The sequence below is a fragment of the Flavobacterium amniphilum genome (assembly GCF_023634845.1).
Lineage (GTDB): Bacteria > Bacteroidota > Bacteroidia > Flavobacteriales > Flavobacteriaceae > Flavobacterium > Flavobacterium amniphilum.
The window spans coordinates 371266-393722 of record NZ_JAMLJL010000001.1; the positions used below are offsets into that span (position 1 = coordinate 371266).

Sequence of the window (22457 nt, forward strand, 5' to 3'; positions counted from 1 at the left end):
TTGATAAAAGTCTGAATTTTTCGAGTAAATGTAATGAATTTAACATTAGATTAATATATCCTCACAGCGGAAAACTTCTTTGAGGCGTACGCCGTTTTCGGTTTGTTCGACGGTGATGATCTGGTTGTGGGCATCGTGTTCCAGCCATAAATAGTAATTATTGGCAGCAGCAGCATCCAGGAATTTAGCTTTTTCCGGAAGGGTTAAAAGCGGTCTGGTGTCGTACCCCATCACGTACGGCAACGGAAGATGTCCGGCGGTAGGCAGTAAATCAGCCATGAAGACGATGGTTTTGTCTTGGTATTCGATGTGTGGGATCATCATTTTTTCGGTGTGGCCGTCGACGTAGAAAATGCCAAAATCCAATTCGGTTGAAATTCCAAAGTCACTTTGAGGGCGGTTTATAAACTTTAACTGGCCACTTTCCTGCATCGGGAGGATGTTTTCGGCCAGAAATGATGCCTTTTCACGGGCATTGGGTTTAACGGCCCAATCCCAGTGGTTGTCATTGGTCCAGAAAGTTGCCTTTGGGAAAGCAGTCTCGTAACCGGTGCGGTCTTTGTTCCATATCACACTTCCTCCACAGTGGTCAAAGTGCAGGTGGGTCATGAAGACATCGGTGATGTCATTGCGGTGGAAACCGTATTTAGCCAGTGACTTATCGAGAGAGTTGTCGCCCCAAAGGGAGTAGTATCCAAAGAATTTATCGGATTGTTTGTCGCCCATTCCGGTATCAATCAGGATGAGGCGGTTGCCTTCTTCGATAAGCATGCATCGGGCTGCGATGTCGATGAGGTTGTTGTTGTCAGGGGGATTGGTTTTGCTCCAAATGGTTCTGGGTACTACGCCAAACATGGCGCCCCCGTCCAGTTTAAAGTTCCCGGCTTCGATAGGATATAGTTTCATAGTTTTTATAATGGTACACAAATTTAGGATTATTATTGAAAGATTGAAAGATTAAAAAGATTGTTCGATTATCCGATTATTAGATAGTTGGATTGTTTTTAGTTCTTTATGAGTGAGCTAAAGTTCTAAGAAGTATAACAGTTAAATGATGTATTAATCTAATTACGGTTTTTAATGTAGTATACACGACATATACACGCTATATACACGCTATATATACGCTATATATGCGCTATATATGCGCTATATATAAATAGTTGAAGAGTAGTGATGTTGAAAGTTGTAAAGTTCTTTATGAAGTGAGTATAACAATATAGAGTCTGATAATAGGATGATCTAACAATCCTGTTGCAGGTTAATGTGCTAAAAGAGTACTATATCAGTACTATATCGGTACTATATCTCTGACTTATTAAATAGTCAGACCTTAGGTTCTTTGGGTTTTAGCATTAATTTTCACTAAGTTTGGTGAGGAGTAAAGTTAATTGTAAGCAGAACCATTTGAATGAAGAAAATGATAGTTGCATTTTTTCTGACTGTATTGATTGTAATGGCAATCTTTTCTATCTGTGTTTTTATTGACCGTTTGGGGATGCCGTTTAATGCGGAAGGGCATTATTTTGATGAAAGTTCAGGGGTAACCTATCAGGAGCAATCGGTATCGGTTTATGGGGTTTTGTCTGCATTGCTTGTATTGCTTACGTTGGTAACGGGATTATTTGCCGGGAAATATTTGGTGACTGAGAATTCCAATCTTACTGAATAAATTGTACAGCAAATTATTGTGATATCATCAAAATGAAGTCCATGAAAAACATAAGCCTGATCATATTACTGTTTTTAGTTTCCCTGACCGTACTTGGACAGACAACTGAAAAACATTATTCTTCCTGTGGCAGTAAAGAAAACCGATGTGCCTGTGTGGTTGAGTACGCGTTGAAGGACAGTGTGCAATTGACCCATATTAAAAATCAGTTTTACAGAAGCAGTTCCGGCCATTTATATGAGAAAACGGATGCTGCTACCCGGGATGGGAAGGATTTTATCGCTTATTTTGCCGGTTGTATTTCGCAGGAAGTCGACCCGTTCAGTTTTGTTGAACTTGACGGGTGGTTTGCCAAGGACCGGAACAATGTGTATTACTTCAGGCCGGTGAGTGGCGGAATGCAAATTGTCAAACTGGAAAAAGCCGATACCAAAACCTTCCGGATCTTTGAAGGGATTTATATTTTGGGCATTGACAAGAACTATCTTTATAACGAAACCGATATTGTGAAGGAAATTGATGTGCGGAATTATAAAGTCTGCAAGAATGAAACTGATGATGGACGAACCGTAAAGATTACGAGTGGAAAAGAAACAGTTGAGTTTACGTATTGAATTCCTATCCGATTGTAATTAAAACCCGATAGATTATACAATTTATCGGGTTTTAATTTTAAGCTGTTTGTGTTGTTTCTGTTCTGAATTTTCTCCCTGGAACGATTTTACCTTCTTTTTTGGCCCGGTAATAGAAATAGATACCGATGCCCAATAGAGTTGTCACGGTGAAAATGGAGTTTTCGACCCCGACTGCACCCCCGTTAAAAATTTCCGGTCCGCCGAATTTAGCCGTGATGATGCGCCCCATATCGTTGAGTCCCGTAAGACTTGAACCGTAAAAGAGTTGGGCAAAATTCCATCCTAAATGAAAGAACAGTGGAAGCCACAGCTTTTTAGAGTATACAAACAACACCGTCATGGTGAATCCCCATACCAAATCGACGAAGAGACTAAACAGATTGGCATTCGGGTTGAACATGTGCATGGTTTCTAAGAGCATGATAATGATGATGGCAATGTTAGTCCCCAACCAGTTTTCCAGTATGCGTGCGATCAATGCGCGGTGAAATAAATCTTCGATAAGAGCCGCCATGACCAGCATTCCGAAGAGCCTTAATGAATAGTATTCCGTAGAAACGGACAGTATCTGGTAATAACCCGAAAGATACAGGATGAGAATTGTGAGGGAAATAGCCCCGAAACCCAACAGGATACTGCCGAGCATGTTTTTGGTGAAATTTTTGGGTGATAATTCGGTGACTTCCCTTTTGTCATAAAAGCGGAAGAGAAAGTAATAGCTGAAGAGCAGTACAAAGACAGAAATCGTGTGAATGATGGGATCCGAAATGTTTTTGTCCGGAAAAATACTGTACAAAAGCGGTTTGGATATGAAATTCTGCACGACTACAAATAAAGAGAAGCAGAAAGCGATACCGATGATGATTTTCGTGACCGGAAAATGTACGATTTTTTTGATTGATGGATTCATGATGATGATTTTTGATTGATTATCACATATGTATGAAAAAAATTACAATTGTTACATTTTGTTTTTTGGTATATTTGTATGCTTGGTCAACAGAAACTTCAATTTGGCAAAAGGCAGGGGATTTGTGGGATCCCTTTAATAATAATCCTACTCTTATGACACATCAGGAGATACTACGGAAAGTAGAATGGAAAGACTTAAAAAGTCTGAGCTTTACAGAAATGCTGATTGAAAACAACCTGACCATTCCCTGGTTTGTGCTGTCCATTACTTTGGCTTATTTTGGATATTACATACTGGCGTTGCCTTTCTCGGCTTTTTTCTTTTTAACCGGTTTGCGGCAGGTGCACAACGGATTTCACAACTCATTGGGTACCAATAAATTCCTGACGTGGCTTTCGTTGTATATCAACAGTATTCTGATGATGGTTTCCATTCATGCCGTTAAGTTCAATCATATCCGCCACCATAAATACTGCTTGTCGGAAGAAGATTATGAAGGGAAGTCGGCGGGCATGACCTGGTATGGAGCCATCCTGTACGGACCGGTGCATATGTTTCTGATCCATAAAATAACACTTCAGTTGGGCAACAGCAAATACAGAAAGAATGTGATGTTGGAACTCATTTCCATTGCAGTTGTGGCTGCTTTGGTTTTCTATTTCAGAATTGATTTTTTGATTTACCATATCATTGTGATGGTTGCCGGTGAATTTTTAATGGCTTTTTTTGCTGTTTGGACCGTTCACCATGACACCCATGATTCTCCGGAATTAGCAAGAACACAGCGTACAGGCTGGAAAAACAAAATAACCTTCAGTATGTTTTATCATTTGGAGCACCATTTGTTTCCGGCAGTGCCTACGATTAAACTTCCGGAACTGGCCAAGCGTATTGATGAGGTGCTGCCTGAAATAGACAAGAAGCAGACTTTTTGATGTGACAGTTGGAAAACAAACAGACGATATACTAATTATATTCCGGAACAGCTTATGAAAAAGTGGAGCAAATGGAAGATTTTTAAAACCGTGTGGTTTAGTTTTATAACCGTTTTCTTTATTTGGAACTGGACCACTTTTCAATCCAGAAACCTGCCTGATGATACCTTTGAAAATGCAGGAGGTGTAACCGTTACGGAATCAGATGATGTGATCACTTTCCGTCCAAACACCACCAATAAAAAGTCTGAGGTTATTTTCTTTCAGGGTGGTTTGACCGATCCGAAGGCCTATGCCCCTTTATGCAGGAAGCTGGCGGAAAATGGTTTTTGCTGCCATCTTGTGAAAATGAATTGGCGTCTTCCCCAGTATGATTATCAAAAAGTACTCCGGTTGTTTGATTTAAAGAAAGGGAATTATGTTATAGGCGGGCATTCCCAGGGAGCGAAGATGGCTGCCCAGATTGTATATGAACATCCGGACTTATTTAAAGGACTTTTTATAATGGGAACCTCACACCCGAGGGATATAAATTTATCTGAAATGATTATTCCGGCACTAAAATTGTATGCAGAAAATGACGGACTGGCCAGTGTTGCAGAAGTGATGGAAAACAGAGATAAACTGCCCAAGGATACCGAACTGGTTTTAATCAGGGGCGGTAATCATTCCCAGTTTGGGTATTTGGGTACCTTGTTAATGGATAATGAGGCTGCTATTTCTTTGGAAGAACAGCAGCGACAGACATTTAATGATATTCTTGGTTTTCTGGATAAAATACCTTCGCCTGCCAGTCGTGATAACATAGCAGAGAATTAAAAAAGATGAATCCCGGAAGAAAAATAACCTTTGATATAATTGCCCTGACCGTAACATTTTTGTTGTTTCTTTTTTGCATCGGTACTATTTTGAGCAGAGATAACCGGGAAGAAGGCTGTATGGATTTAGGAATGGCTGAACCGGGGTTTTATGAAAAATACACTGGTTGTTCATTTGATTTTATGTTAAGTTTCCGGCATTTCAGTACTTATAGTCTGACGAATGTGGAAGCTACTGACCGGTTATTATTTGAGCAAATCCAATCGTCAATACGGAACATTGTTGCAACCGATAACAGTCAAAAAGGTATTCATGTTAAGTTTAACACCAAAACCAAATATGAAGACTTTATCAGAATAATTGAAATATGCGGAATTGAAAAGGCAGGCTGCTATATTGTTGATAATTATGATGTTTGGATTATGACCGGAAAAAATAAGGTGCTGATTGAAAGATGTCCTTACCGGCTAACGGGTAATGAATAAGATTTGCAATTAAGGCCTAAATTTCAGGCCGGAGAAATTCTTAACTTTCGGTACATTTGTAAACATCAGTAAAAGCCTGATGTGAGTAGGAACCCTATGGAAGATATTGTAATAAGCAAGCAGGAGCTTTTGGATAATGGATTTTCAGTTATTGAAAATATTTATACAAAAGATGAGGTGCGGCAGATTTTGACAGTAATTAATACAGCCGATACCTCGAAAGATACTTTTAGAAAATCTTCCGGTTTGTTCGCCATACGCCAATTCTTAAAAGAAGTACCCGATACTTTTGAATTGGTTTTCAATGCAAGATTGAGGACGGTAATCCGGGAAGTCATGGGAGACGGTTTCTTTGTGGTCAAGAGCATTTATTTTGACAAACCGGAAGCCTCCAACTGGTATGTGGCGTACCATCAGGATTTGACCATTTCGGTAGATAAAAAAGTTGCTATTGAAAACTTTGGTCCCTGGACGGTAAAGCAAAACCAGTTTGCCGTGCAGCCGCCTTTGGAAGTTTTGGAAAACATTACAACCATCAGAATCCATCTGGATGATACCGATGAACATAATGGGGCGTTACGAGTAGTGCCGGAATCCCATCTGAAGAAGATATACCGGCCCGAAACGATCAATTGGGATGAAGAAACCGAAGTCAGCTGTTCAGTGAAGCGGGGCGGATTGATGTTCATGAAACCGTTAACATTGCATAGTTCGGGGAGAACCACTAACAACAAAAAAAGAAGAGTTATCCATATTGAATTTTCAAGTGTTGAATTGCCGGAGGCGTTACTGTGGGCCGAGCGGATTGATTTGGATTGAAGTAAGAATCATTATTAAACGGTATTTTGCGAATGCCGTTTGAGTTGGAGCAAAGTATGATAAATGCAAGTATTTGTCTGACAGAGATATAACAAAATATGAAGAAAAAACACTTTTGGGTCATTGGAATTCTTTCCGTAGTACTGTTTCTTTTGGTGCCTACATTTCATTTACTGAAGACCAAGTTAGGAGAGAATGATCAGGAAGAAGCAATAAAACAAGGCTATACCAATGATGCCAGTGAATTAAACCTCACTAAAGTAGACACCATAATACAGGTGCCAACAGGAAAACAAGCTATTGAAAGTCAGTTGAAAAGTGTTTTAAAGTATGCCAAAGAAAACAAACTTAAGATATCAATAGCCGGTGCAAAGCACAGTATGGGCGGGCATACCATTTACCCGGATGGAATTGTACTGAACATGCTTCCTTACAAACATATGGAACTGGATGCCGCTAATAATATTTTAACCATCGGTTCAGGAGCCAAATGGGAAGATGCTATTAAATACCTGGACAAGTATGGAAAGTCAATAGCAGTTATGCAAGCGTTCAGTTCATTTTCCATAGGAGGTTCGATTAGTGTCAACGGTCATGGCTGGCAGAAAGATTTACCGCCAATTTCTTCCAGTGTGGTTTCATTTACCCTGATGAAAGAAAATGGTGCAATCGTGAATTGCAGCCGGACAGAAAATCAGGAACTTTTTAAATTGGCAATTGGCGGTTACGGACTGTTTGGTGTCATTCTGGATGTCAAGCTCAAAGTAGTGGATAATTTGCCTTTACAGTTCAAATACCTGAGATTAAGTACGAAAAACTATGTTAGTTATTATAAAAAATACATATCCGGCAATCCGGACGTAAACCTTGTTTTTGGAAGACTGAAGATATCCGATAAAGAATTTTTAGAAGAAGCCACCTTAAATTTCTTTGTTAAAACAGACGCACCGATTCCGCCATTACCGAATCAAAAAAGTACCGAAACCCAACGGTTGGTTTTTAGGGGAAGTGTGAACAGTGAATATGGGAAAAGACTCAGATTGGATCTGGAAACCGGAATGAATAAAGTTTCCCGGAATACTATTTATTCCCGGAATGATCTTTTGAATGATGATGTTTCCCTTATTGAGAACAAGGATAATTCGTCGACAGATTTGCTACAGGAGTATTTTATCCCTGAGCGTAATTTCAATCAATTTATTGAAGGGATGAAACCAATCCTGAAAGAGTCCAAAATTGACTTACTGAATATTACCATCAGGGGAGTTCATCAGGACAAGGATAGTTATTTAAATTATGCAAGAGAAAATGTTTTTGGTTTTGTATTGTTGTTTAACCAAAAGAAAACAGAAGAACAGGAACAGGAAATGAAAAAACTGACCAACCAACTCGTTACTGTTGCCCTGAAAAATAACGGGACTTTTTATTTACCGTACCGACTGCACATAGACCGTGCAAAAATGAGAAAGTCCTATCTGCAGGCGGATTCATTTTTTCAATTAAAGCGGAAGTATGATCCGGGTGAGTTGTTCAATAATAAGTTTTACGAGCATTATAAATAATTGAAAGTTAAGTTACTTCCGTTTTTTGAAATGACAATAGAAACACTTTTTAAAGACAAAACCCTAAAACCAAAAGACAAGACAATTGTTTTGAGTGGTTGGCTTTTGGATAATTCATTGCCTGTTGATGAATTGATTTCATTTGCCGGACAATCAAAAGATACCGTAAAAGCAAGCTGTATAGAAGCAGTTGAATATGCTACAAAAGAAAATCCAAGTAGCGCAGATGAAAACATTTTGCAATTTGTAACAGAAGCATTAACGGAAAAAGCACCCAGGATAAAGTGGGAGAGTGCCAAAGTAATCGGAAACATTGCCCATCTCTTTCCGGAACAATTAGATACAGCCATCCAAAACCTATTGGTGAACACAAAACATGAGGGAACGGTTGTGCGCTGGAGTTCGGCATATGCTTTAGGAGAAATTTTAAAATTGAAAACCCCTGAAGCTGACACTTTGTTTTCTGTAATAGAACGTATTTTAGAAAAAGAAGAAAAGAACAGTATCCGGAAAATCTATCTTGATTCGATTAAAAAAATCACCGGTATAAAACAGAAGTAAGGTTGCGTATTATTATGAAAAACATCCACTATATTAGCCTATTGGCAATAATTCTTGTTGGTTTCCGTCTGGATGCCCAGGTAGCGGATTCCGGTAAGATGATTACAATTGGATTTCAAACGGTTGGAGAAAAGACTAATGGGACTATTCCCGGAAGTATAATTGAGGTTTTATCTGATAAAAAAAGGATTGGGTGGACAGAGACTAATTATGACGGTATTGCCAGAATCAGGATTTGTTCGAAAAAAATAACAGACGGGAAAATTACTGTTAACGTTTTTGGGATGAGGTGTAAGGTATTTAGGAAGGAGTATACTGTAAGTTCAGATGCAATGTTCAAAATCCAGTTAGAAGACGGGGAAACTAAATATCGAACCATCGATGATAAAATGTATATCCTGCAGCAATTAAATGTTGCACCGTGCTCGGTCGAAATGACAGAAGTTGATGAAAGCGACAGTTATTACCGGCACTGTGACGGCAGGATTAAGAAAAGAAATGAAATTCCCGCGAATGATCTTTATGAATGGGAGTTATTAGTTAAAGAGTAAATTATGTTCAATATATTCAAGAAGAAAGAAAAGACAATCAATCAGCCGAAGGCCAGACCAATGACCGTTTTGTGCATTCCCGGAAACTGGAAAAGCCATGAAGAAATCCTTGGGGCTATTATCGAAAGCAATGATGGTGAATTCATTTTTGCCGGGATGATTCTTTTAAACCTTAAGACCCATGTGGGATTTGAACTGGAAGTTTGTGAGCGGGATGACAGAATGAAAGAAGCGTTCCGGTATGCCGGTATGGTGAACAGGGTTTCAGAAGAATTTTTAGAAGAAATTGACGAACACCACCAAGTACTTTATCTTTCGTATGAAACCGGAGATTTAGAGAGTGCAAAGGCTATAGCCGAAGCCGGACAGGCCCTTTTGAAAGCCGGAGGATTAGGGATTAAGGTTGAAACAGCAGGTAAAGCCTTTACAAAAGAACACTGGATGGATCTTGTGGAGGATTTTGAAGAGTCCAATTTGTATGAGATGTTTGTGCTGGATTCGATACGGGATGCCGAAGGAAATTTATATTCCTGCGGGATGCATAATCTGGGGTTGAAAGACTGCATGATTTGTGGTGAAGAATTGCAGGATGCGGTTGAGACGATTTCGGTATTTGGTTATTACCAGCTTGTTGATAAACCCGAAATCAGAACTAACCAGACATTTGCTGTTGCTGAAGATGCGCCTGTTTTTGTGATTGCCGAAGTAGAGGAGCAGCCTAATAAAGACGATGAATTATTTGAAAACCCCTATGGGATGTGGAAACTGGAACGGAAGAAGGGTTGATGAGATGATTTAAAATATAAAAGCCCATAGATGATATGGGCTTTTTGTTTTTACTGGTAGCTGTATTCGTAAAAATTAGTCAGTTTACCGTTGTTGTATTCACTTTTGGTCTCTTTGCATTTTGAAGCCAGTGTTTTGGTGATGGTTTTCGAAATGGTTTTACCTTCGCTGCGTGTTTCCACTTTTTGTTTCTTTTTATTGGTGGTAACGATATTTTCGAGTACTACCGTTTTGTTTTCAATCTTTTTGTAATTCGAATAGTTGAGGTCGGATGGGTTTTTGTATTCGTAGACTACTTTGTACACCCCTTCGTCTTCTTCTATGATGCGGTCTTTGTCATCATATTTATAAGATTTCGGGAAACCCACCATTTCGCCGTCGCTGTCGTAGCGTTCCCCTTTAGTAGGAAGAGACGTTTTGGAATCCAGGTAATAGATGGCTGAAAGCGAAATGCTTTTTTTACCCACCGAGATGATGGCAAACTGGTTTTTGTTGTATTTGTATATTTCCTTGGTTTTATTGCCTTTTTCGTCAATACTTACGATGCTGTCAACAATGCTGAATTTGTCGCGGTAGTAATTGATTTCCTCTTTTACTGTTTTGCCCTGCATTTTGGTGTATTTGGTAATCTGGTTGTTCTGGTCGTACAGTTCGGTGATTTGTATGCCGGTTTTTTTCTTTTTGGCTACATCTTTGTAAACCGTGATTACGATCTTATTGTTTTTGCATTTGGGACTGAACCTTGTTTTCGGAACATACAGCGCATAAGGGCTTTTCTGGATTTTAGCGGCCAGTTTTTCATTCATGGTGAATTTATCGTCCAGGATGTCCTGTGCTTTCTGTTTGTTCAGTTGTTTGATTTTTTCCTTTCTTTCTTTGTAGTAAACGGCATCTTTGAAGGGGATTTCGAAGTATTTCTCAAATTCTTCGATGTACCGTGCCGGGTTTTTTACCAGTTGGGGTTTGTCTTTTCCGTTGCATAGCAATAATCCTACGGGTGGATTGGTTTTTTTGTTGCGGAAGTAGTAGTCTTTGGTGTTGGTGAATTTTACGACCTGATCGGTTTTGGTTACGATAACCTTCAGTTCGCTGGTTTTACCGAAGTGAGCCGTAAACCTTTTTTGTATTTCGTCGTGTTTAGCGATTGCGCTGCTGTCTTCCGTTTGTTTGTAAAAAACAAGTCCCTGTTGCTTTTTGATTTCAAAATCGGTTCCGGATTTTGGGTTTTTTTCCAGGAGTAAAGCCGTGGGTGAGCATCCGGTGAGCAACAATAACAGTCCTGTTACCATTGCAAATTGTGGTTTTTTAGTCATGGGCTTAGTTGTTTGTTTGTCTTCCTTTCAAATATAAGAAAACAAGAAATTACCCACAATACCCTTTTTTGATAAAGATTATTTATCAATGAATTAGTTATAAAAATGTTACTAATTATGAAAAAGGTTTTTTATGTTATATCTTTGCGGTTTAAAACGGTTTAATTTAGACAAAATCAAAATAAGCGATGATAAAAGTTTCAGAATCAGCAAGTAAGAAAATTGTCGACATGATGAAGGACGACGGTTTTGATCCTGCCAATGACTTTGTTCGTGTTGGGGTTAAAAGCGGAGGATGTTCAGGTCTGTCATATGAATTAAAATTTGACAAGGAAATAGGTGAAAACGACAAGGTTTTTGAAGACAATAATGTAAAAATTGCTGTTGAAAAGAAATCATTTTTATACTTGGCCGGAACTATTTTGGAGTATTCAGGCGGTTTAAACGGTAAAGGGTTTGTTTTTAACAATCCGAATGCACAGCGTACCTGTGGGTGCGGCGAGAGTTTCTCTCTCTAACCGAAAGTCAAAAGCTGAAAGTCAGCAAGTAAAGGCTGGCTTTAAAATATTTAAATAATAAAAATGTCAAAATATACAGAAGACGACTTAAAAGTCGAACTCGAGAATAAAGAATACGAATACGGTTTTTACACCGATATCGAATCAGAAACGTTTCCTCCCGGGTTAAACGAAGATATCGTGCGTGCGATTTCCAAAAAGAAAAATGAACCGGAGTGGATGACCGAATGGCGTTTGGAAGCTTTCCGTGCCTGGGAAGAGATGATCGAGCCGGAATGGGCGAATGTGAAATATGAGAAACCTGATTTTCAGGCTGTTTCGTATTATTCGGCGCCGAAGAAAAAAGACAAATACGAAAGTCTTGATGAGGTAGATCCGGAATTACTGGAAACTTTCAAAAAACTGGGTATTTCAATCGATGAGCAAAAGAAACTGGCAGGAGTTGCGGTGGATATCGTAATGGATTCGGTTTCGGTTGCCACGACTTTCAAAAAGACATTGGCAGAGAAAGGGATTATTTTCTGTTCGATTTCCGAAGCAATCCAGGAGCATCCTCAATTGGTTCAGAAATACATCGGAAGCGTAGTTCCCCAAAAAGATAATTTTTATGCGGCGTTGAATTCGGCTGTATTCTCAGACGGTTCATTCTGTTATATTCCGAAAGGCGTAAGATGTCCGATGGAGTTATCAACTTATTTCCGTATCAATCAGGGAGGAACCGGACAGTTTGAAAGAACACTGGTTATTGCCGATGAAGGAAGTTATGTTTCGTATCTGGAAGGCTGTACGGCACCAAGTCGTGACGAAAACCAATTGCATGCCGCAGTGGTTGAGTTGATTGCTTTAGACGATGCTGAAATCAAATATTCAACAGTGCAAAACTGGTATCCGGGTAATAAAGAAGGAAAAGGCGGGGTTTTCAATTTTGTGACCAAAAGAGGTTTGTGCGAGAAAAACGCCAAAATCTCGTGGACACAGGTGGAAACCGGTTCAGCAGTAACCTGGAAATATCCTTCATGTATCTTAAAAGGAGACAATTCAATCGGTGAGTTCTATTCTATCGCCGTAACCAATAACTACCAACAGGCCGATACCGGTACCAAAATGGTGCATTTGGGTAAAAACACCAAATCGACTATTATTTCCAAAGGTATTTCGGCCGGAAAATCACAAAACAGCTACAGAGGATTGGTGCAAATCAGTTCGCGTGCCGAGAATGCACGTAACTTTTCACAATGTGATTCCCTGTTAATGGGTAACAATTGTGGTGCACATACCTTCCCTTATATCGAATCCAATAATTCAACGGCAAAAATCGAGCACGAGGCAACGACTTCTAAAATTGGTGAAGACCAAGTGTTTTATTGTAACCAGAGAGGTATTCCGACTGAAAAAGCGATTGCCTTGATTGTTAACGGTTTTAGTAGAGAGGTGTTGAATAAGTTGCCAATGGAATTTGCGGTGGAAGCCCAAAAATTATTAGAAATTTCCTTAGAAGGGTCTGTAGGATAAAAACCGGCACCATGAATTTAACCAAAAGTCAAAAAGTATTAGTGGGCATACTGCATTTTGTACCTGTAATAGGTATAATTGCGTATTTCATTTTCATTTTTTCCTTCATTTTCGGAAATATTGAAAGATTTGATAACCACCATAACGAACCGCCACCAGTTGAGGTTTTCCAAGGTTTTATCGGGGCGTTTGTGATTATAATCCTGACTATTCTGGTAACCATTGGAGTTAAGATTTTTGACATCATCCATTTGACCCGTTCGAATAAAAATGATACCAACAATAAAATCCTGATGTGGGTTTTGCTATTTGTTTTTGTTGGGGTTATTGCAGAAATCGTCTATTATTTTATGGAGATTCTGCCTGAAAAAATGAATGACAACGATAGTTTATAATACATTTTAAATCATTAGAATACAATGTTAAGCATTAAGAACTTACACGCTTCGGTAGAAGACAAAGAAATATTAAGAGGGATTAATCTTGAAGTAAAAGCAGGAGAAGTACATGCGATCATGGGGCCAAACGGTGCCGGGAAGAGTACTTTGTCTTCGATTATTGCAGGAAATGAGAATTATGAAGTTTCAGAAGGTGAAATCCTTTTGGACGGTGAAGATATTTCTGAATTGGCTCCTGAGGAGAGAGCGCACAAAGGTGTTTTCCTTTCTTTTCAGTATCCGGTAGAAATCCCGGGTGTTTCGGTAACCAACTTTATGAAAACGGCTATCAATGAAAGCCGTAAAGCTAAAGGAGAAGAAGAAATGCCGGCAAATGAAATGCTGAAGTTGATCCGTGAGAAGTCGGATTTGCTGGAAATTGACCGTAAATTCCTTTCCCGTTCTTTGAATGAAGGATTTTCAGGAGGAGAGAAGAAGCGTAATGAAATTTTCCAAATGGCGATGTTAAACCCAAAACTGGCTATCCTTGACGAAACCGATTCAGGTTTGGATATCGACGCGTTGCGTATTGTAGCTAACGGTGTGAATAAATTGAAAAGCCAGGACAATGCTGTAGTGGTGATTACGCACTACCAACGTTTACTGGATTATATCGTTCCTGACTTCGTACACGTTTTGATGGACGGAAAAATCATCAAATCAGGTGGTAAGGAATTAGCACTTGAATTAGAAGAAAAAGGATACGATTGGCTTAAATAAATTAGTTGGTTTTTAGTTTTTAGTTTATTGTTCCTGCAACCCTAAACAAAAAACAATGAACCATAAACATTGAAAATGGATTTAAAAGAAAAATTACTATCATCTTTCATGGCTTTTGAAGAAAAGGTTGATGTAGCTGCAGAGTTGCATGATATCCGTACCGAAGCCTTAAAGAATTTTGAAGCAAAAGGGTTTCCTACCAAAAAGGAAGAAGCCTGGAAATATACATCGCTGAATGCCATTTTAAAGAATGACTTCAGTATTTTCCCGAAAAAAGAAAACAATATCGACATCAAAGACGTAAAGAAATATTTTCTTAACGACCTTGATACGTATAAAGTAATCTTTATCGACGGAATATTCAGTACTTTTTTATCGTCTACCACCCATGACGGACTTGATGTTTGTTTGATGTCTTCGGCATTGACCAAACCGAAATACAAAATGGTGATTGATACCTATTTCAATCAGGTTGCGAGTAAAGAAGAAAGTCTGACTTCACTAAATACGGCTTTTGCTTTTGAAGGTGCATATATCAATGTTCCGAAAAGCAAAGTGGTGGATAAGCCAATCGAGATCATCTATTTTTCAACCGGAAAAGAAGATGCTTTAATGGTACAACCCAGAAATTTAGTGATTGTTGGTGAAAATGCACACGTGCAGATTGTGGAGCGTCACCAGAGTTTGAATGAAAACCCTGTACTGACCAATTCGGTTACCGAGATTTTTGCCCAAAAACGTGCCATTGTGGATTACTACAAAATCCAGAATGACGAACTAACCGCTAATTTGATTGACAATACTTATATTTCCCAAAAGCAGGAAAGCCGCGTTTCGGTACATACATTCTCTTTTGGCGGAAACATTACCCGTAACAACCTGAATTTCTATCACCACGGTGAACGAATTGATTCGACTTTGAAAGGAATTACAATTATTGGTAACAAACAGCACGTAGACCACTATACATTAGTGAACCATGAACAACCGAACTGTGAAAGCCACCAGAACTATAAAACGATTCTTGACGGACAATCAACGGGAGTATTCAACGGGAAGATTTATGTGGAGAAGGAAGCACAAAAAACAGATGCTTTCCAGCAAAACAATAATATCTTATTAAGTGATAAAGCGACGATCAATGCGAAACCGCAATTGGAAATCTTTGCCGATGATGTAAAATGTTCGCACGGATGTACCATCGGACAATTGGATGACAGCGCTATGTTCTACATGCAGCAGCGTGGTATTCCAAAAAAAGAGGCAAAAGCTTTATTGATGTATGCGTTTACCAGTGAAGTAACCTCGAGTATCAAAATACCCGAATTAAAACAGAAAATTGCCAAAATCATCGCCATGAAACTGGGTGTGAATATGGGATTTGACTTATAAAATAAAAACCGCTTAAGAGAGCGGTTTTTTTGTGCTTGTATATTGATGTTTTTTGTAAATTTGAACAATTAATGCAAATTTTAATAAAATGATTGTAGAGTTTAGTGTTAAGAATTTCAGATCTATTAAAGATCTGCAAACTATTAGTTTTGCCATAACTGGTTTAAAAAGTGCTAAGCAGTATAAATATGTTGATTTAAATAATATTTCTGAAGAGCATAGTCAAAAGTGTTTTAATGTTATTGGGTTATATGGAGCTAATGCCAGCGGTAAAAGTAACTTGATAAAAGCATTTCAATATTTTATTGATTTAATGTCAAAACCTAGTACTTCAAAATCAGAACTTTCAGATTTGAATCAACCACATCTTTTTCAAGATGATTTAAATAATTCGGAAAGCTTTTTTCAATTGATATTTGTTTTAAATAAAAAAAAATATCGCTACGGTTTTACTGTAAAAAGTAATCAAGATATTGGCTTAGATGAAATTAAGAATTATAATAGTGAGGAAATAATTACAAATGAATGGCTTTTTTCTGATGTTGAGAAAAATATGGTTTCATTATTTGTAAGAGAAGGTAATAGAATTTTAACAAATAATCTTCAAAATCAATCCAAGATTCCTACTGATAATTTATATCGTCATAATTTATTTTTAGTACATGCTGCTGCTTTTGATTTTACTGGGGAATGTAAAAAAATTACTGATTATTTCAGTGCGTTTACTATTTCAGAATTAGAATTTGATAATGCTAAGTTTAGATGGATGTCAATTCTTATGTTAAGAGATATTAAGAAAAAGGAGAAATTTATAAAAATGTTGTCTTCATTCAATATAAATATTTCTGATATCGAATTAGAAGATTATACTGAAAAAGATATATTCCCTCAAGAAAAAATAAATTTTATTAAATATTTTAATAATAAAAAGATCAAATTGAATTTGAAGTATAATGAATCAGCAGGAACTCAGAAAATGTTTGATTTAATCGGCTTACTACTATTAACATTTTCATTTGATAAACCAGCATTTGTAATTTTAGATGAAATCGATAGTCATTTCCATCCAGCATTATTGATTAACTTAGTTAGAATGTTTAATAATCCTGAAATTAATAAAAGCAAATCTCAACTTTTGTTTACAAGTCATGATACTAATTTGTTATCTCCTAAACTGATGAGAAGAGATCAGTTTTACTTTGCAGAAAAAGCAATTGATAATGCTACTAAAATATATTCATTAGCAGATTTAAGAGGTGTAAGAAATACCGCTGATTTTGCTAAAGAGTATTTGGCAGGACATTATGGTGGATTACCAATTTTGCACGAATACTGTGATAGTGATAATGTAAATAGATCGACAGATGAATAAACCATGGGAATTAAAAACATCTTCTGAAAGAAGTTCTGAAACACTTTTTACTTTTCATCTTTTTTGTGAAGATACAAATTCAGAACCTATTTATTTTAAAAATCTTGAAAGTGGGAATGTGAAAATTATAACACATATTGAGCAAGGTAGTATGTTTAAAAACCTAATAAATACTATTTCAAAATGTAAGAAAGATGGGTTTTTGAAAAAATATGAAAATAGATATGTTGTGACGAGAGAAGGGATTGAAGTTTGGTGTGTTTTTGATAGAGATAGGGGAGCTAATGGAGAAGATGTAGATAATGGTGATGTTGCTTTTGATTTAGCTATAAATACATCTATATCTCAAGGATTGAATATTGCCTGGAGCAATGATGCGTTTGAATTATGGATTTTGTTGCATTTAATGGAAATTCCTGAAGCTGATTTTAATATTGCTAAGAATAGGGAATATTATTATTCAAAATTGAAAGAATATTTTGAAAATCATCCCAATCCAAACGAAGATTTGAAAAAAGCATTGCAATATTCTTTCGGTTACAAACATAGTTTAAAGAGTGCTAATAATTTTAGAAATATTGTTATGCCTGAAATTAAGCCACTCATTTTTGATGCTATTAGAAGGGCAAAATTATTGGAAATGAGGGTTGAAGATGAAGATGATTTTTCTCAAAAGGCTCCTTGTACACTTGCTTATAGATTAGTTGAAAGGATTTTAGAAGAAAGGTAAATGGAAAACTTATAAAAAAACCGTCTCGTTATAAACGAGGCGGTTTTTTTATGTTTATAAGAGCTTTATTTTACACTATTTGTAATATCCCTCAGGAAACCGTTAAAATCAAATTCCGGTTCTTCCGTTAATCCCATACGGACAATCACTAAATCTTTTGAAGGGAAAATTGCGACCATTTGTCCTTGGTATCCGTTGCAATAGATCATGTCTTTTGATGCATCAGGGAAATGACCGCTTGTGTTAAGCCAGAATTGTGCACCATAGCGGCCGTTTGAAGTGTTAGTGGGAGTAGAAGCATAGGTAATCCATTTTTCATCCAGAATCTGTTCGCCGTTCCAGTTTCCTTTGTGCAGGTACAGTAATCCGAATTTTGCCCAGTCGCGCGGTGTTGCCCAGGCATAGGAAGAGCCTACGTAGTTGCCTTTCATGTCTGCTTCAACCAACATGGAATTCATGCCTATTTTGTCTATTAGTGCACTGTACCAAAAGTCTAAATATTCCTGATGTGTTTTGAATTGCTTTCTCAAAATACCCGATAAGAGGTTTGTGGTTCCCGAAGAATAGTTCCAATGTGTATTTGGTTTGAAAGCGGCGGGTTTTACCAGTTGGGAACGCGTCATGTCTTCATCCAGAAACAGCATGCGCGTCACATCCGAAATTTTTTCATAATCCTCTTCCCATTCCAGTCCGGAATTCATATGCAGTAAGTCGCTTGTGGTGATGTTTCTGCGTTCGTCGTTTTGCCATTCGGGGATAGGAGCCGGTTTATTGATGTCAAATTTGCCTTGTTTTTCTAATATCCCGAAATACGTTGCGGTGAGGCTTTTGGTCATTGACCAACCTAAAATCCGCGAGTTTTTGGTAAAGCCATCGGCGTATTTTTCGGCAATGATTTTATTTTTATAAATTACGACTACTGATCTTGTGCGTAGTTTTTTTTCTCCTTTTCTGTCAAAGGCATTGGCTACGGTTGTATTCAGTTTTTTATAATCAACCGTGCTGAAAACCGTGTCTTTAGGGTCGGCATTTCCGTATGGAAAAGGAGTGATGTTGTCCGGTTTGCTTCTTTTCGGAACCAGATACGGTTTTGTGGCATCATAATCATCATTGACCAAAACAGCACCTAAGCCTTCGCGGAAAATGGCTTTCCGTGTTTTGAGTCCGTAAACCGATGCTTCGGCAAACTTTTCTTTTTCATTGATATTGTTTTCGGCTAAATCGATCATATCGATATCATTGTCGCCCTTTTCAATAACTTCCAGAGACCTGTTGTCCAAAAAATACCCAGAGGCCACACTTTTGGATGAAAATCCGGAAATCAGATCCAATTTTGGATAGGTGTCAAATCCATAATAAATTAATGCAGCGAGCAGTACCAATCCCAGAAAGCGGAACACTTTTTTCATAGATAGATTAATTTACTGCAATTTAGCTATTTACACTGAAATTAAATTGTTTTTTTAGAGATTAGACAGGAAATTAATCTTTTGCTAAATGTTGGTCATTTCGTGGGCAATTCACTACTTTTGTATTTAGAAAAATTCTAAATAAAAAATGTTGGATATCCAAAAAATAAGAACCGATTTTCCAATTCTGAATCAGACAGTTAACGGAAAACCTTTAATATATTTTGACAACGGTGCAACGGCACAAAAACCAAAAGTTGTCATCGACGCGATTACAAAATATTACGAAGAAATCAATGCTAATATCCATCGCGGTGTGCATACCTTGAGCCAGTTGGCAACAGATGCGTATGAGCTTTCCCGTGAGAAAATCCGGAACCATGTGAATGCAATTCATTTGCATGAGGTTATTTTTACCTCCGGAACAACACAGGGAATTAACCTGGTTGCTAACGGAATGGCCTCTTTTGTGAAAGAAGGCGATGAGGTAATGGTTTCGGCACTGGAACACCATAGCAATATAGTGCCGTGGCAGTTTTTATGTGAACGTACCGGAGCAAAATTAGTAGTGATTCCGATGAACGATAAGGGAGAATTGGATATGACTGAGTATGACCGTTTGCTTTCCGGAAGAACTAAAATTGTGGCTGTAAACCATATCTCAAATGCATTGGGAACCTTAAATCCGATTGAGTATATCATTAAAAAAGCCCATGAAGCCGGTGCAGCAGTTTTAATTGACGGTGCACAGGCAACACCACATTTAAAACCCGATGTTCAGGCTTTGGATTGTGATTTTTATGTGTTTTCGGGACATAAAATCTGCGGGCCAACAGGAGTTGGGATTTTGTACGGAAAAGAAGAATGGCTGAATAAACTCCCGCCTTATATGGGAGGTGGTGAGATGATTAAAGAAGTGACGTTCGAAAAAACCACTTATGCCGAATTACCTCATAAATTTGAAGCAGGTACGCCTAATATTGCTGACGGAATAGTCTTGGGAACTGCCATTGATTACCTGAATGAGATAGGATTTGACAATATCCAGCAACAGGAAAAAGAGCTTTTGGCACATGCAACCGAAAAATTGCTGGAAATTGAAGGACTGAAAATTTACGGAACCTCTGAACACAAGACTTCTGTAGTGTCTTTCAATATTGAAGGGATACATCCGTATGACATTGGCACGATTATAGATAAACTAGGTATAGCGGTCAGAACAGGACATCATTGTGCCCAGCCCATCATGAATTATTTTGGGATTCCGGGTACGGTAAGAGCGAGTTTCTCGTTTTATAATACCAAAGAAGAAATTGATATCTTTGTGGAAGCCGTTAAAAAAGCTAAAATGATGCTTTCTTAACTTTAAAAGACAGAAATTATGAAAAACCTGGTATTAATCGGATTCTCAGTAGTGACAATGTTAGTTTCATGTAAGTGCAAAAAAGCAGTGGCTGAAGCTGCTTCTAATGAAACAGCGGCAACGGAAGTAAAACCCGGGGAAACCATGCCTCAGGAAAATACGTCTGCTACCAATGCTACAAAAACAGCTGAAACTGCAGCAGTTCAGGTAACGGATGGTGTGGAGTACGAAGCCAATACCAGAGGATATTTTCTGAAAGTAAAATATGCGAATGGCCAACTGGCTTATACAAAGGAAAGAGATTCGGATAAAATGGAAACGGTTCAATTGACAAAAGCACAGGCTGATGAATTGAATGCATTGCTGGATGGAGTGGAAGCTGCGAAACTTCCTGAATTGAAAGCGCCTACAGAGAAAAGATTTTATGACGGAGCCGCAATGGCCAATATACATATCACCAAAAAAGGTACGACTTACAGTTCTGAGACTTTTGATCACGGATTCCCACCGGCACCGATTGAAAAATTTGTGAAGAAGTTGCTTTCTTACACTGAAGCGAAATAAAGAATACAAAATGACAATAACGGAAATACAAAATGAAATCGTTGACGAGTTTTCAATGTTTGACGATTGGATGCAACGGTATGAATACATCATCGAATTAGGGAAATCACTTCCGTTAATAGACGAGCAGTACAAAACCGATGATAACATCATTAAAGGATGTCAGTCAAAGGTTTGGGTTCATGCGGAAGAACAAAACGGAAATATTGTTTTCACGGCCGACAGTGATGCTATTCTGACTAAGGGTATCATCGGGATTCTGATCCGTACCTTTTCAAACCAGTCGCCACAGGCTATTTTGGATGCCAATACCGAATTTATTGATGAGATTGGGTTAAAGGAGCATTTGTCGCCTACAAGGGCAAACGGACTGGTTTCAATGATTAAACAAATAAAAATGTATGCTTTGGCCTTTCAGGCTAAAAATTAATTAATAGAATGGAAGAATTTAACGATACAATTAATTTAGGAGAACAAGTTGTAAAAGTTTTAAAAACAATTTATGACCCGGAGATTCCTGTGGATATTTATGAATTAGGATTGATTTATGATGTTTTTGTGAATGAAGGAATGGATGTGAAAATCCTGATGACTTTAACATCACCTAACTGTCCGGTTGCCGAAACGTTGCCACAGGAAGTGGAAGAGAAAATCAAAAAGATAGGTGAGGTGAAAACCTGTGAGGTGGAAATCACTTTTGATCCGCCATGGAGCAAAGATTTGATGAGTGAAGAAGCTAAATTGGAATTAGGAATGCTTTAAAGTTTAAAGTTTGTGGTTTGTAGTTTATGATTTGTTAACTACAAACCATAAACAAATAACCATTAACTTCAAAAATGGAAGAAATTGTAAATAAAGTTGCGGCGAGTTCGCTTGAAGTTTTTGATCTTGAAGATTATTATCAAAGCGGAAGCCGTGTGCAGATTGATATTTCACAATGGCTTTACGAAGGTTTTTTACTAAAGGAAAAAGACTTCCGCGAGGCACTTAAAAACCACGATTGGGAGCAATATACCAATCAGTTTGTAGCCATTCATTGTGCTACAGATGCTATTTTGCCTGCTTGGGCTTCTATTTTAGTTGCTTCTTATGTTTCTTCTTATGCCAAAAAAACGGTTTTGGGCAGTCTTACCGATCTGGAAACTTCAATATACCAGGAAATGCTGTCCGGAATAGATTATTCGTTTTACCGGGGCAAACCTGTTATTCTGAAAGGCTGTTCGAAAAAGCCGGTACCGGATTCAGCTTATGTCATGGCAATCCAGAATTTGCAACAAGTAGCCAAGAGCGTTATGTATGGAGAGGCTTGTTCGGCTGTGCCTATTTTCAAATCCAAAAAATAAGAAAAAGATTTCATAAGTTTGTGTAAATCAGTAAACACAAACTATT

26 protein-coding genes are annotated in these 22457 nt (G+C 37.9%); 22 read left to right on the top strand and 4 right to left on the bottom strand.

All coding sequences use genetic code 11. From position 1 onward, the window contains the following. Positions 1–45: 45 nt before the first annotated feature. Entirely contained in the window at positions 46–906 is an 861-nt protein-coding gene (locus NAT51_RS01605; RefSeq protein WP_250594501.1) for an MBL fold metallo-hydrolase, read from the bottom strand. 505 nt (positions 907–1411) lie between these two features. Here NAT51_RS01605 and NAT51_RS01610 point away from each other — a divergent pair. Together NAT51_RS01610 and NAT51_RS01615 are read left to right on the top strand one after the other, a co-directional pair. Continuing rightward, the gene (locus NAT51_RS01610; protein ID WP_250594406.1) at positions 1412–1672 is read left to right on the top strand and encodes a hypothetical protein; all 261 of its coding nucleotides are present in this window, start codon (positions 1412–1414) and stop codon (positions 1670–1672) included. Positions 1673–1713: 41 nt separating this feature from the next. Continuing rightward, positions 1714–2286: a DKNYY domain-containing protein gene (locus NAT51_RS01615; protein ID WP_250594408.1), complete on the top strand. Its 573-nt coding sequence runs from the start codon at positions 1714–1716 to the stop codon at positions 2284–2286. Positions 2287–2344: 58 nt separating this feature from the next. On the opposite strand, the gene NAT51_RS01620 is transcribed toward NAT51_RS01615, so the two are convergent. After that, the gene (locus NAT51_RS01620; protein ID WP_250594410.1) at positions 2345–3217 is read right to left on the bottom strand and encodes a CPBP family intramembrane glutamic endopeptidase; all 873 of its coding nucleotides are present in this window, start codon (positions 3215–3217) and stop codon (positions 2345–2347) included. A gap of 32 nt (positions 3218–3249) precedes the next feature. Between NAT51_RS01620 and NAT51_RS01625 the strand changes: the two genes are divergently transcribed. The 8 genes from NAT51_RS01625 (at position 3250) to NAT51_RS01660 (ending at position 9738) form a co-directional block, all read left to right on the top strand. After that, positions 3250–4155: a fatty acid desaturase family protein gene (locus NAT51_RS01625; RefSeq protein WP_250594412.1), complete on the top strand. Its 906-nt coding sequence runs from the start codon at positions 3250–3252 to the stop codon at positions 4153–4155. Between the two features lie 54 nt (positions 4156–4209). Beyond that, on the top strand, positions 4210–4974 hold the full coding sequence (locus NAT51_RS01630) for an alpha/beta hydrolase (protein WP_250594414.1): 765 nt from the start codon (positions 4210–4212) through the stop codon (positions 4972–4974). A 5-nt stretch (positions 4975–4979) separates the two neighbouring features. Further along, positions 4980–5459, top strand: a complete 480-nt coding sequence (locus tag NAT51_RS01635; RefSeq protein WP_250594416.1) for a hypothetical protein — start codon at positions 4980–4982, stop codon at positions 5457–5459. Between the two features lie 96 nt (positions 5460–5555). Further along, entirely contained in the window at positions 5556–6278 is a 723-nt protein-coding gene (locus NAT51_RS01640; protein ID WP_250594418.1) for a phytanoyl-CoA dioxygenase family protein, read from the top strand. 98 nt (positions 6279–6376) lie between these two features. Beyond that, a complete protein-coding gene (locus NAT51_RS01645) occupies positions 6377–7840 on the top strand; it encodes an FAD-binding oxidoreductase (protein WP_250594420.1) in 1464 nt (487 codons plus the stop codon). Next, positions 7841–8401: a HEAT repeat domain-containing protein gene (locus NAT51_RS01650; RefSeq protein ID WP_250594422.1), complete on the top strand. Its 561-nt coding sequence runs from the start codon at positions 7841–7843 to the stop codon at positions 8399–8401. It abuts the gene before it with no gap. Positions 8402–8415: 14 nt separating this feature from the next. Continuing rightward, positions 8416–8952, top strand: a complete 537-nt coding sequence (locus NAT51_RS01655; RefSeq protein ID WP_250594424.1) for a hypothetical protein — start codon at positions 8416–8418, stop codon at positions 8950–8952. Positions 8953–8955: 3 nt separating this feature from the next. Continuing rightward, on the top strand, positions 8956–9738 hold the full coding sequence (locus NAT51_RS01660) for a hypothetical protein (RefSeq protein ID WP_250594426.1): 783 nt from the start codon (positions 8956–8958) through the stop codon (positions 9736–9738). Between the two features lie 50 nt (positions 9739–9788). Here NAT51_RS01660 and NAT51_RS01665 read toward each other — a convergent pair whose 3' ends face one another. After that, entirely contained in the window at positions 9789–11051 is a 1263-nt protein-coding gene (locus NAT51_RS01665; RefSeq protein WP_250594428.1) for a hypothetical protein, read from the bottom strand. Positions 11052–11239: 188 nt separating this feature from the next. Between NAT51_RS01665 and NAT51_RS01670 the strand changes: the two genes are divergently transcribed. The 7 genes from NAT51_RS01670 (at position 11240) to NAT51_RS01700 (ending at position 17732) form a co-directional block, all read left to right on the top strand. Beyond that, positions 11240–11569, top strand: coding sequence for a HesB/IscA family protein (locus tag NAT51_RS01670; protein ID WP_250594430.1), 330 nt, complete (start codon positions 11240–11242; stop codon positions 11567–11569). 63 nt (positions 11570–11632) lie between these two features. Further along, positions 11633–13081, top strand: a complete 1449-nt coding sequence (gene sufB / locus NAT51_RS01675) for a Fe-S cluster assembly protein SufB (RefSeq protein WP_250594432.1) — start codon at positions 11633–11635, stop codon at positions 13079–13081. Between the two features lie 11 nt (positions 13082–13092). Beyond that, a complete protein-coding gene (locus NAT51_RS01680; RefSeq protein ID WP_250594434.1) occupies positions 13093–13476 on the top strand; it encodes a hypothetical protein in 384 nt (127 codons plus the stop codon). 24 nt (positions 13477–13500) lie between these two features. Then, positions 13501–14238 carry a Fe-S cluster assembly ATPase SufC gene (gene sufC / locus NAT51_RS01685; protein WP_250594436.1) on the top strand — a complete coding sequence of 246 codons (738 nt, stop codon included), beginning with the start codon at positions 13501–13503 and terminating at the stop codon, positions 14236–14238. A 75-nt stretch (positions 14239–14313) separates the two neighbouring features. Then, positions 14314–15630 (top strand): Fe-S cluster assembly protein SufD, encoded by a 1317-nt coding sequence (sufD, locus tag NAT51_RS01690; protein WP_250594438.1) that lies wholly within the window; start codon positions 14314–14316, stop codon positions 15628–15630. Positions 15631–15718: 88 nt separating this feature from the next. Beyond that, positions 15719–17002 (top strand): AAA family ATPase, encoded by a 1284-nt coding sequence (locus NAT51_RS01695; protein ID WP_250594440.1) that lies wholly within the window; start codon positions 15719–15721, stop codon positions 17000–17002. Then, positions 16995–17732 carry an RloB family protein gene (locus tag NAT51_RS01700; RefSeq protein ID WP_250594442.1) on the top strand — a complete coding sequence of 246 codons (738 nt, stop codon included), beginning with the start codon at positions 16995–16997 and terminating at the stop codon, positions 17730–17732. The genes NAT51_RS01695 and NAT51_RS01700 overlap by 8 nt, the downstream gene beginning before the upstream one ends. Positions 17733–17797: 65 nt before the next feature. On the opposite strand, the gene NAT51_RS01705 is transcribed toward NAT51_RS01700, so the two are convergent. Continuing rightward, on the bottom strand, positions 17798–19141 hold the full coding sequence (locus NAT51_RS01705) for a serine hydrolase domain-containing protein (RefSeq protein WP_250594444.1): 1344 nt from the start codon (positions 19139–19141) through the stop codon (positions 17798–17800). 148 nt (positions 19142–19289) lie between these two features. Here NAT51_RS01705 and NAT51_RS01710 point away from each other — a divergent pair, with 148 nt between their 5' ends. The 5 genes from NAT51_RS01710 (at position 19290) to NAT51_RS01730 (ending at position 22411) form a co-directional block, all read left to right on the top strand. Further along, positions 19290–20504 carry an aminotransferase class V-fold PLP-dependent enzyme gene (locus tag NAT51_RS01710; RefSeq protein WP_317245435.1) on the top strand — a complete coding sequence of 405 codons (1215 nt, stop codon included), beginning with the start codon at positions 19290–19292 and terminating at the stop codon, positions 20502–20504. An 18-nt stretch (positions 20505–20522) separates the two neighbouring features. Further along, positions 20523–21068, top strand: a complete 546-nt coding sequence (locus NAT51_RS01715; protein ID WP_250594446.1) for a hypothetical protein — start codon at positions 20523–20525, stop codon at positions 21066–21068. Between the two features lie 10 nt (positions 21069–21078). Beyond that, positions 21079–21498: a SufE family protein gene (locus tag NAT51_RS01720; protein ID WP_250594448.1), complete on the top strand. Its 420-nt coding sequence runs from the start codon at positions 21079–21081 to the stop codon at positions 21496–21498. Positions 21499–21506: 8 nt separating this feature from the next. Next, positions 21507–21830 carry an SUF system Fe-S cluster assembly protein gene (locus NAT51_RS01725; RefSeq protein WP_250594450.1) on the top strand — a complete coding sequence of 108 codons (324 nt, stop codon included), beginning with the start codon at positions 21507–21509 and terminating at the stop codon, positions 21828–21830. A gap of 74 nt (positions 21831–21904) precedes the next feature. After that, positions 21905–22411, top strand: coding sequence for a DUF2480 family protein (locus NAT51_RS01730; protein WP_250594452.1), 507 nt, complete (start codon positions 21905–21907; stop codon positions 22409–22411). The last annotated feature ends 46 nt before the right edge of the window (positions 22412–22457 follow it).

Bases quoted from the DNA above. Each gene is read 5' to 3' on its own strand.
- NAT51_RS01645 (WP_250594420.1), top strand. From the start codon at position 6,377: ATGAAGAAAAAACACTTTTGGGTCATTGGAATTCTTTCCGTAGTACTG.
- NAT51_RS01660 (WP_250594426.1), top strand. From the start codon at position 8,956: ATGTTCAATATATTCAAGAAGAAAGAAAAGACAATCAATCAGCCGAAG.
- NAT51_RS01620 (WP_250594410.1), bottom strand. From the start codon at position 3,217: ATGAATCCATCAATCAAAAAAATCGTACATTTTCCGGTCACGAAAATC.
- NAT51_RS01640 (WP_250594418.1), top strand. From the start codon at position 5,556: ATGGAAGATATTGTAATAAGCAAGCAGGAGCTTTTGGATAATGGATTT.
- NAT51_RS01630 (WP_250594414.1), top strand. From the start codon at position 4,210: ATGAAAAAGTGGAGCAAATGGAAGATTTTTAAAACCGTGTGGTTTAGT.
- NAT51_RS01665 (WP_250594428.1), bottom strand. From the start codon at position 11,051: ATGACTAAAAAACCACAATTTGCAATGGTAACAGGACTGTTATTGTTG.
- NAT51_RS01705 (WP_250594444.1), bottom strand. From the start codon at position 19,141: ATGAAAAAAGTGTTCCGCTTTCTGGGATTGGTACTGCTCGCTGCATTA.
- NAT51_RS01695 (WP_250594440.1), top strand. From the start codon at position 15,719: ATGATTGTAGAGTTTAGTGTTAAGAATTTCAGATCTATTAAAGATCTG.
- NAT51_RS01635 (WP_250594416.1), top strand. From the start codon at position 4,980: ATGAATCCCGGAAGAAAAATAACCTTTGATATAATTGCCCTGACCGTA.
- sufB (WP_250594432.1), top strand. From the start codon at position 11,633: ATGTCAAAATATACAGAAGACGACTTAAAAGTCGAACTCGAGAATAAA.
- NAT51_RS01710 (WP_317245435.1), top strand. From the start codon at position 19,290: ATGTTGGATATCCAAAAAATAAGAACCGATTTTCCAATTCTGAATCAG.
- NAT51_RS01730 (WP_250594452.1), top strand. From the start codon at position 21,905: ATGGAAGAAATTGTAAATAAAGTTGCGGCGAGTTCGCTTGAAGTTTTT.
- NAT51_RS01670 (WP_250594430.1), top strand. From the start codon at position 11,240: ATGATAAAAGTTTCAGAATCAGCAAGTAAGAAAATTGTCGACATGATG.
- NAT51_RS01700 (WP_250594442.1), top strand. From the start codon at position 16,995: ATGAATAAACCATGGGAATTAAAAACATCTTCTGAAAGAAGTTCTGAA.
- NAT51_RS01610 (WP_250594406.1), top strand. From the start codon at position 1,412: ATGAAGAAAATGATAGTTGCATTTTTTCTGACTGTATTGATTGTAATG.
- NAT51_RS01725 (WP_250594450.1), top strand. From the start codon at position 21,507: ATGGAAGAATTTAACGATACAATTAATTTAGGAGAACAAGTTGTAAAA.
- sufC (WP_250594436.1), top strand. From the start codon at position 13,501: ATGTTAAGCATTAAGAACTTACACGCTTCGGTAGAAGACAAAGAAATA.
- NAT51_RS01605 (WP_250594501.1), bottom strand. From the start codon at position 906: ATGAAACTATATCCTATCGAAGCCGGGAACTTTAAACTGGACGGGGGC.
- NAT51_RS01625 (WP_250594412.1), top strand. From the start codon at position 3,250: ATGAAAAAAATTACAATTGTTACATTTTGTTTTTTGGTATATTTGTAT.
- NAT51_RS01715 (WP_250594446.1), top strand. From the start codon at position 20,523: ATGAAAAACCTGGTATTAATCGGATTCTCAGTAGTGACAATGTTAGTT.
- NAT51_RS01680 (WP_250594434.1), top strand. From the start codon at position 13,093: ATGAATTTAACCAAAAGTCAAAAAGTATTAGTGGGCATACTGCATTTT.
- NAT51_RS01720 (WP_250594448.1), top strand. From the start codon at position 21,079: ATGACAATAACGGAAATACAAAATGAAATCGTTGACGAGTTTTCAATG.
- sufD (WP_250594438.1), top strand. From the start codon at position 14,314: ATGGATTTAAAAGAAAAATTACTATCATCTTTCATGGCTTTTGAAGAA.
- NAT51_RS01615 (WP_250594408.1), top strand. From the start codon at position 1,714: ATGAAAAACATAAGCCTGATCATATTACTGTTTTTAGTTTCCCTGACC.
- NAT51_RS01655 (WP_250594424.1), top strand. From the start codon at position 8,416: ATGAAAAACATCCACTATATTAGCCTATTGGCAATAATTCTTGTTGGT.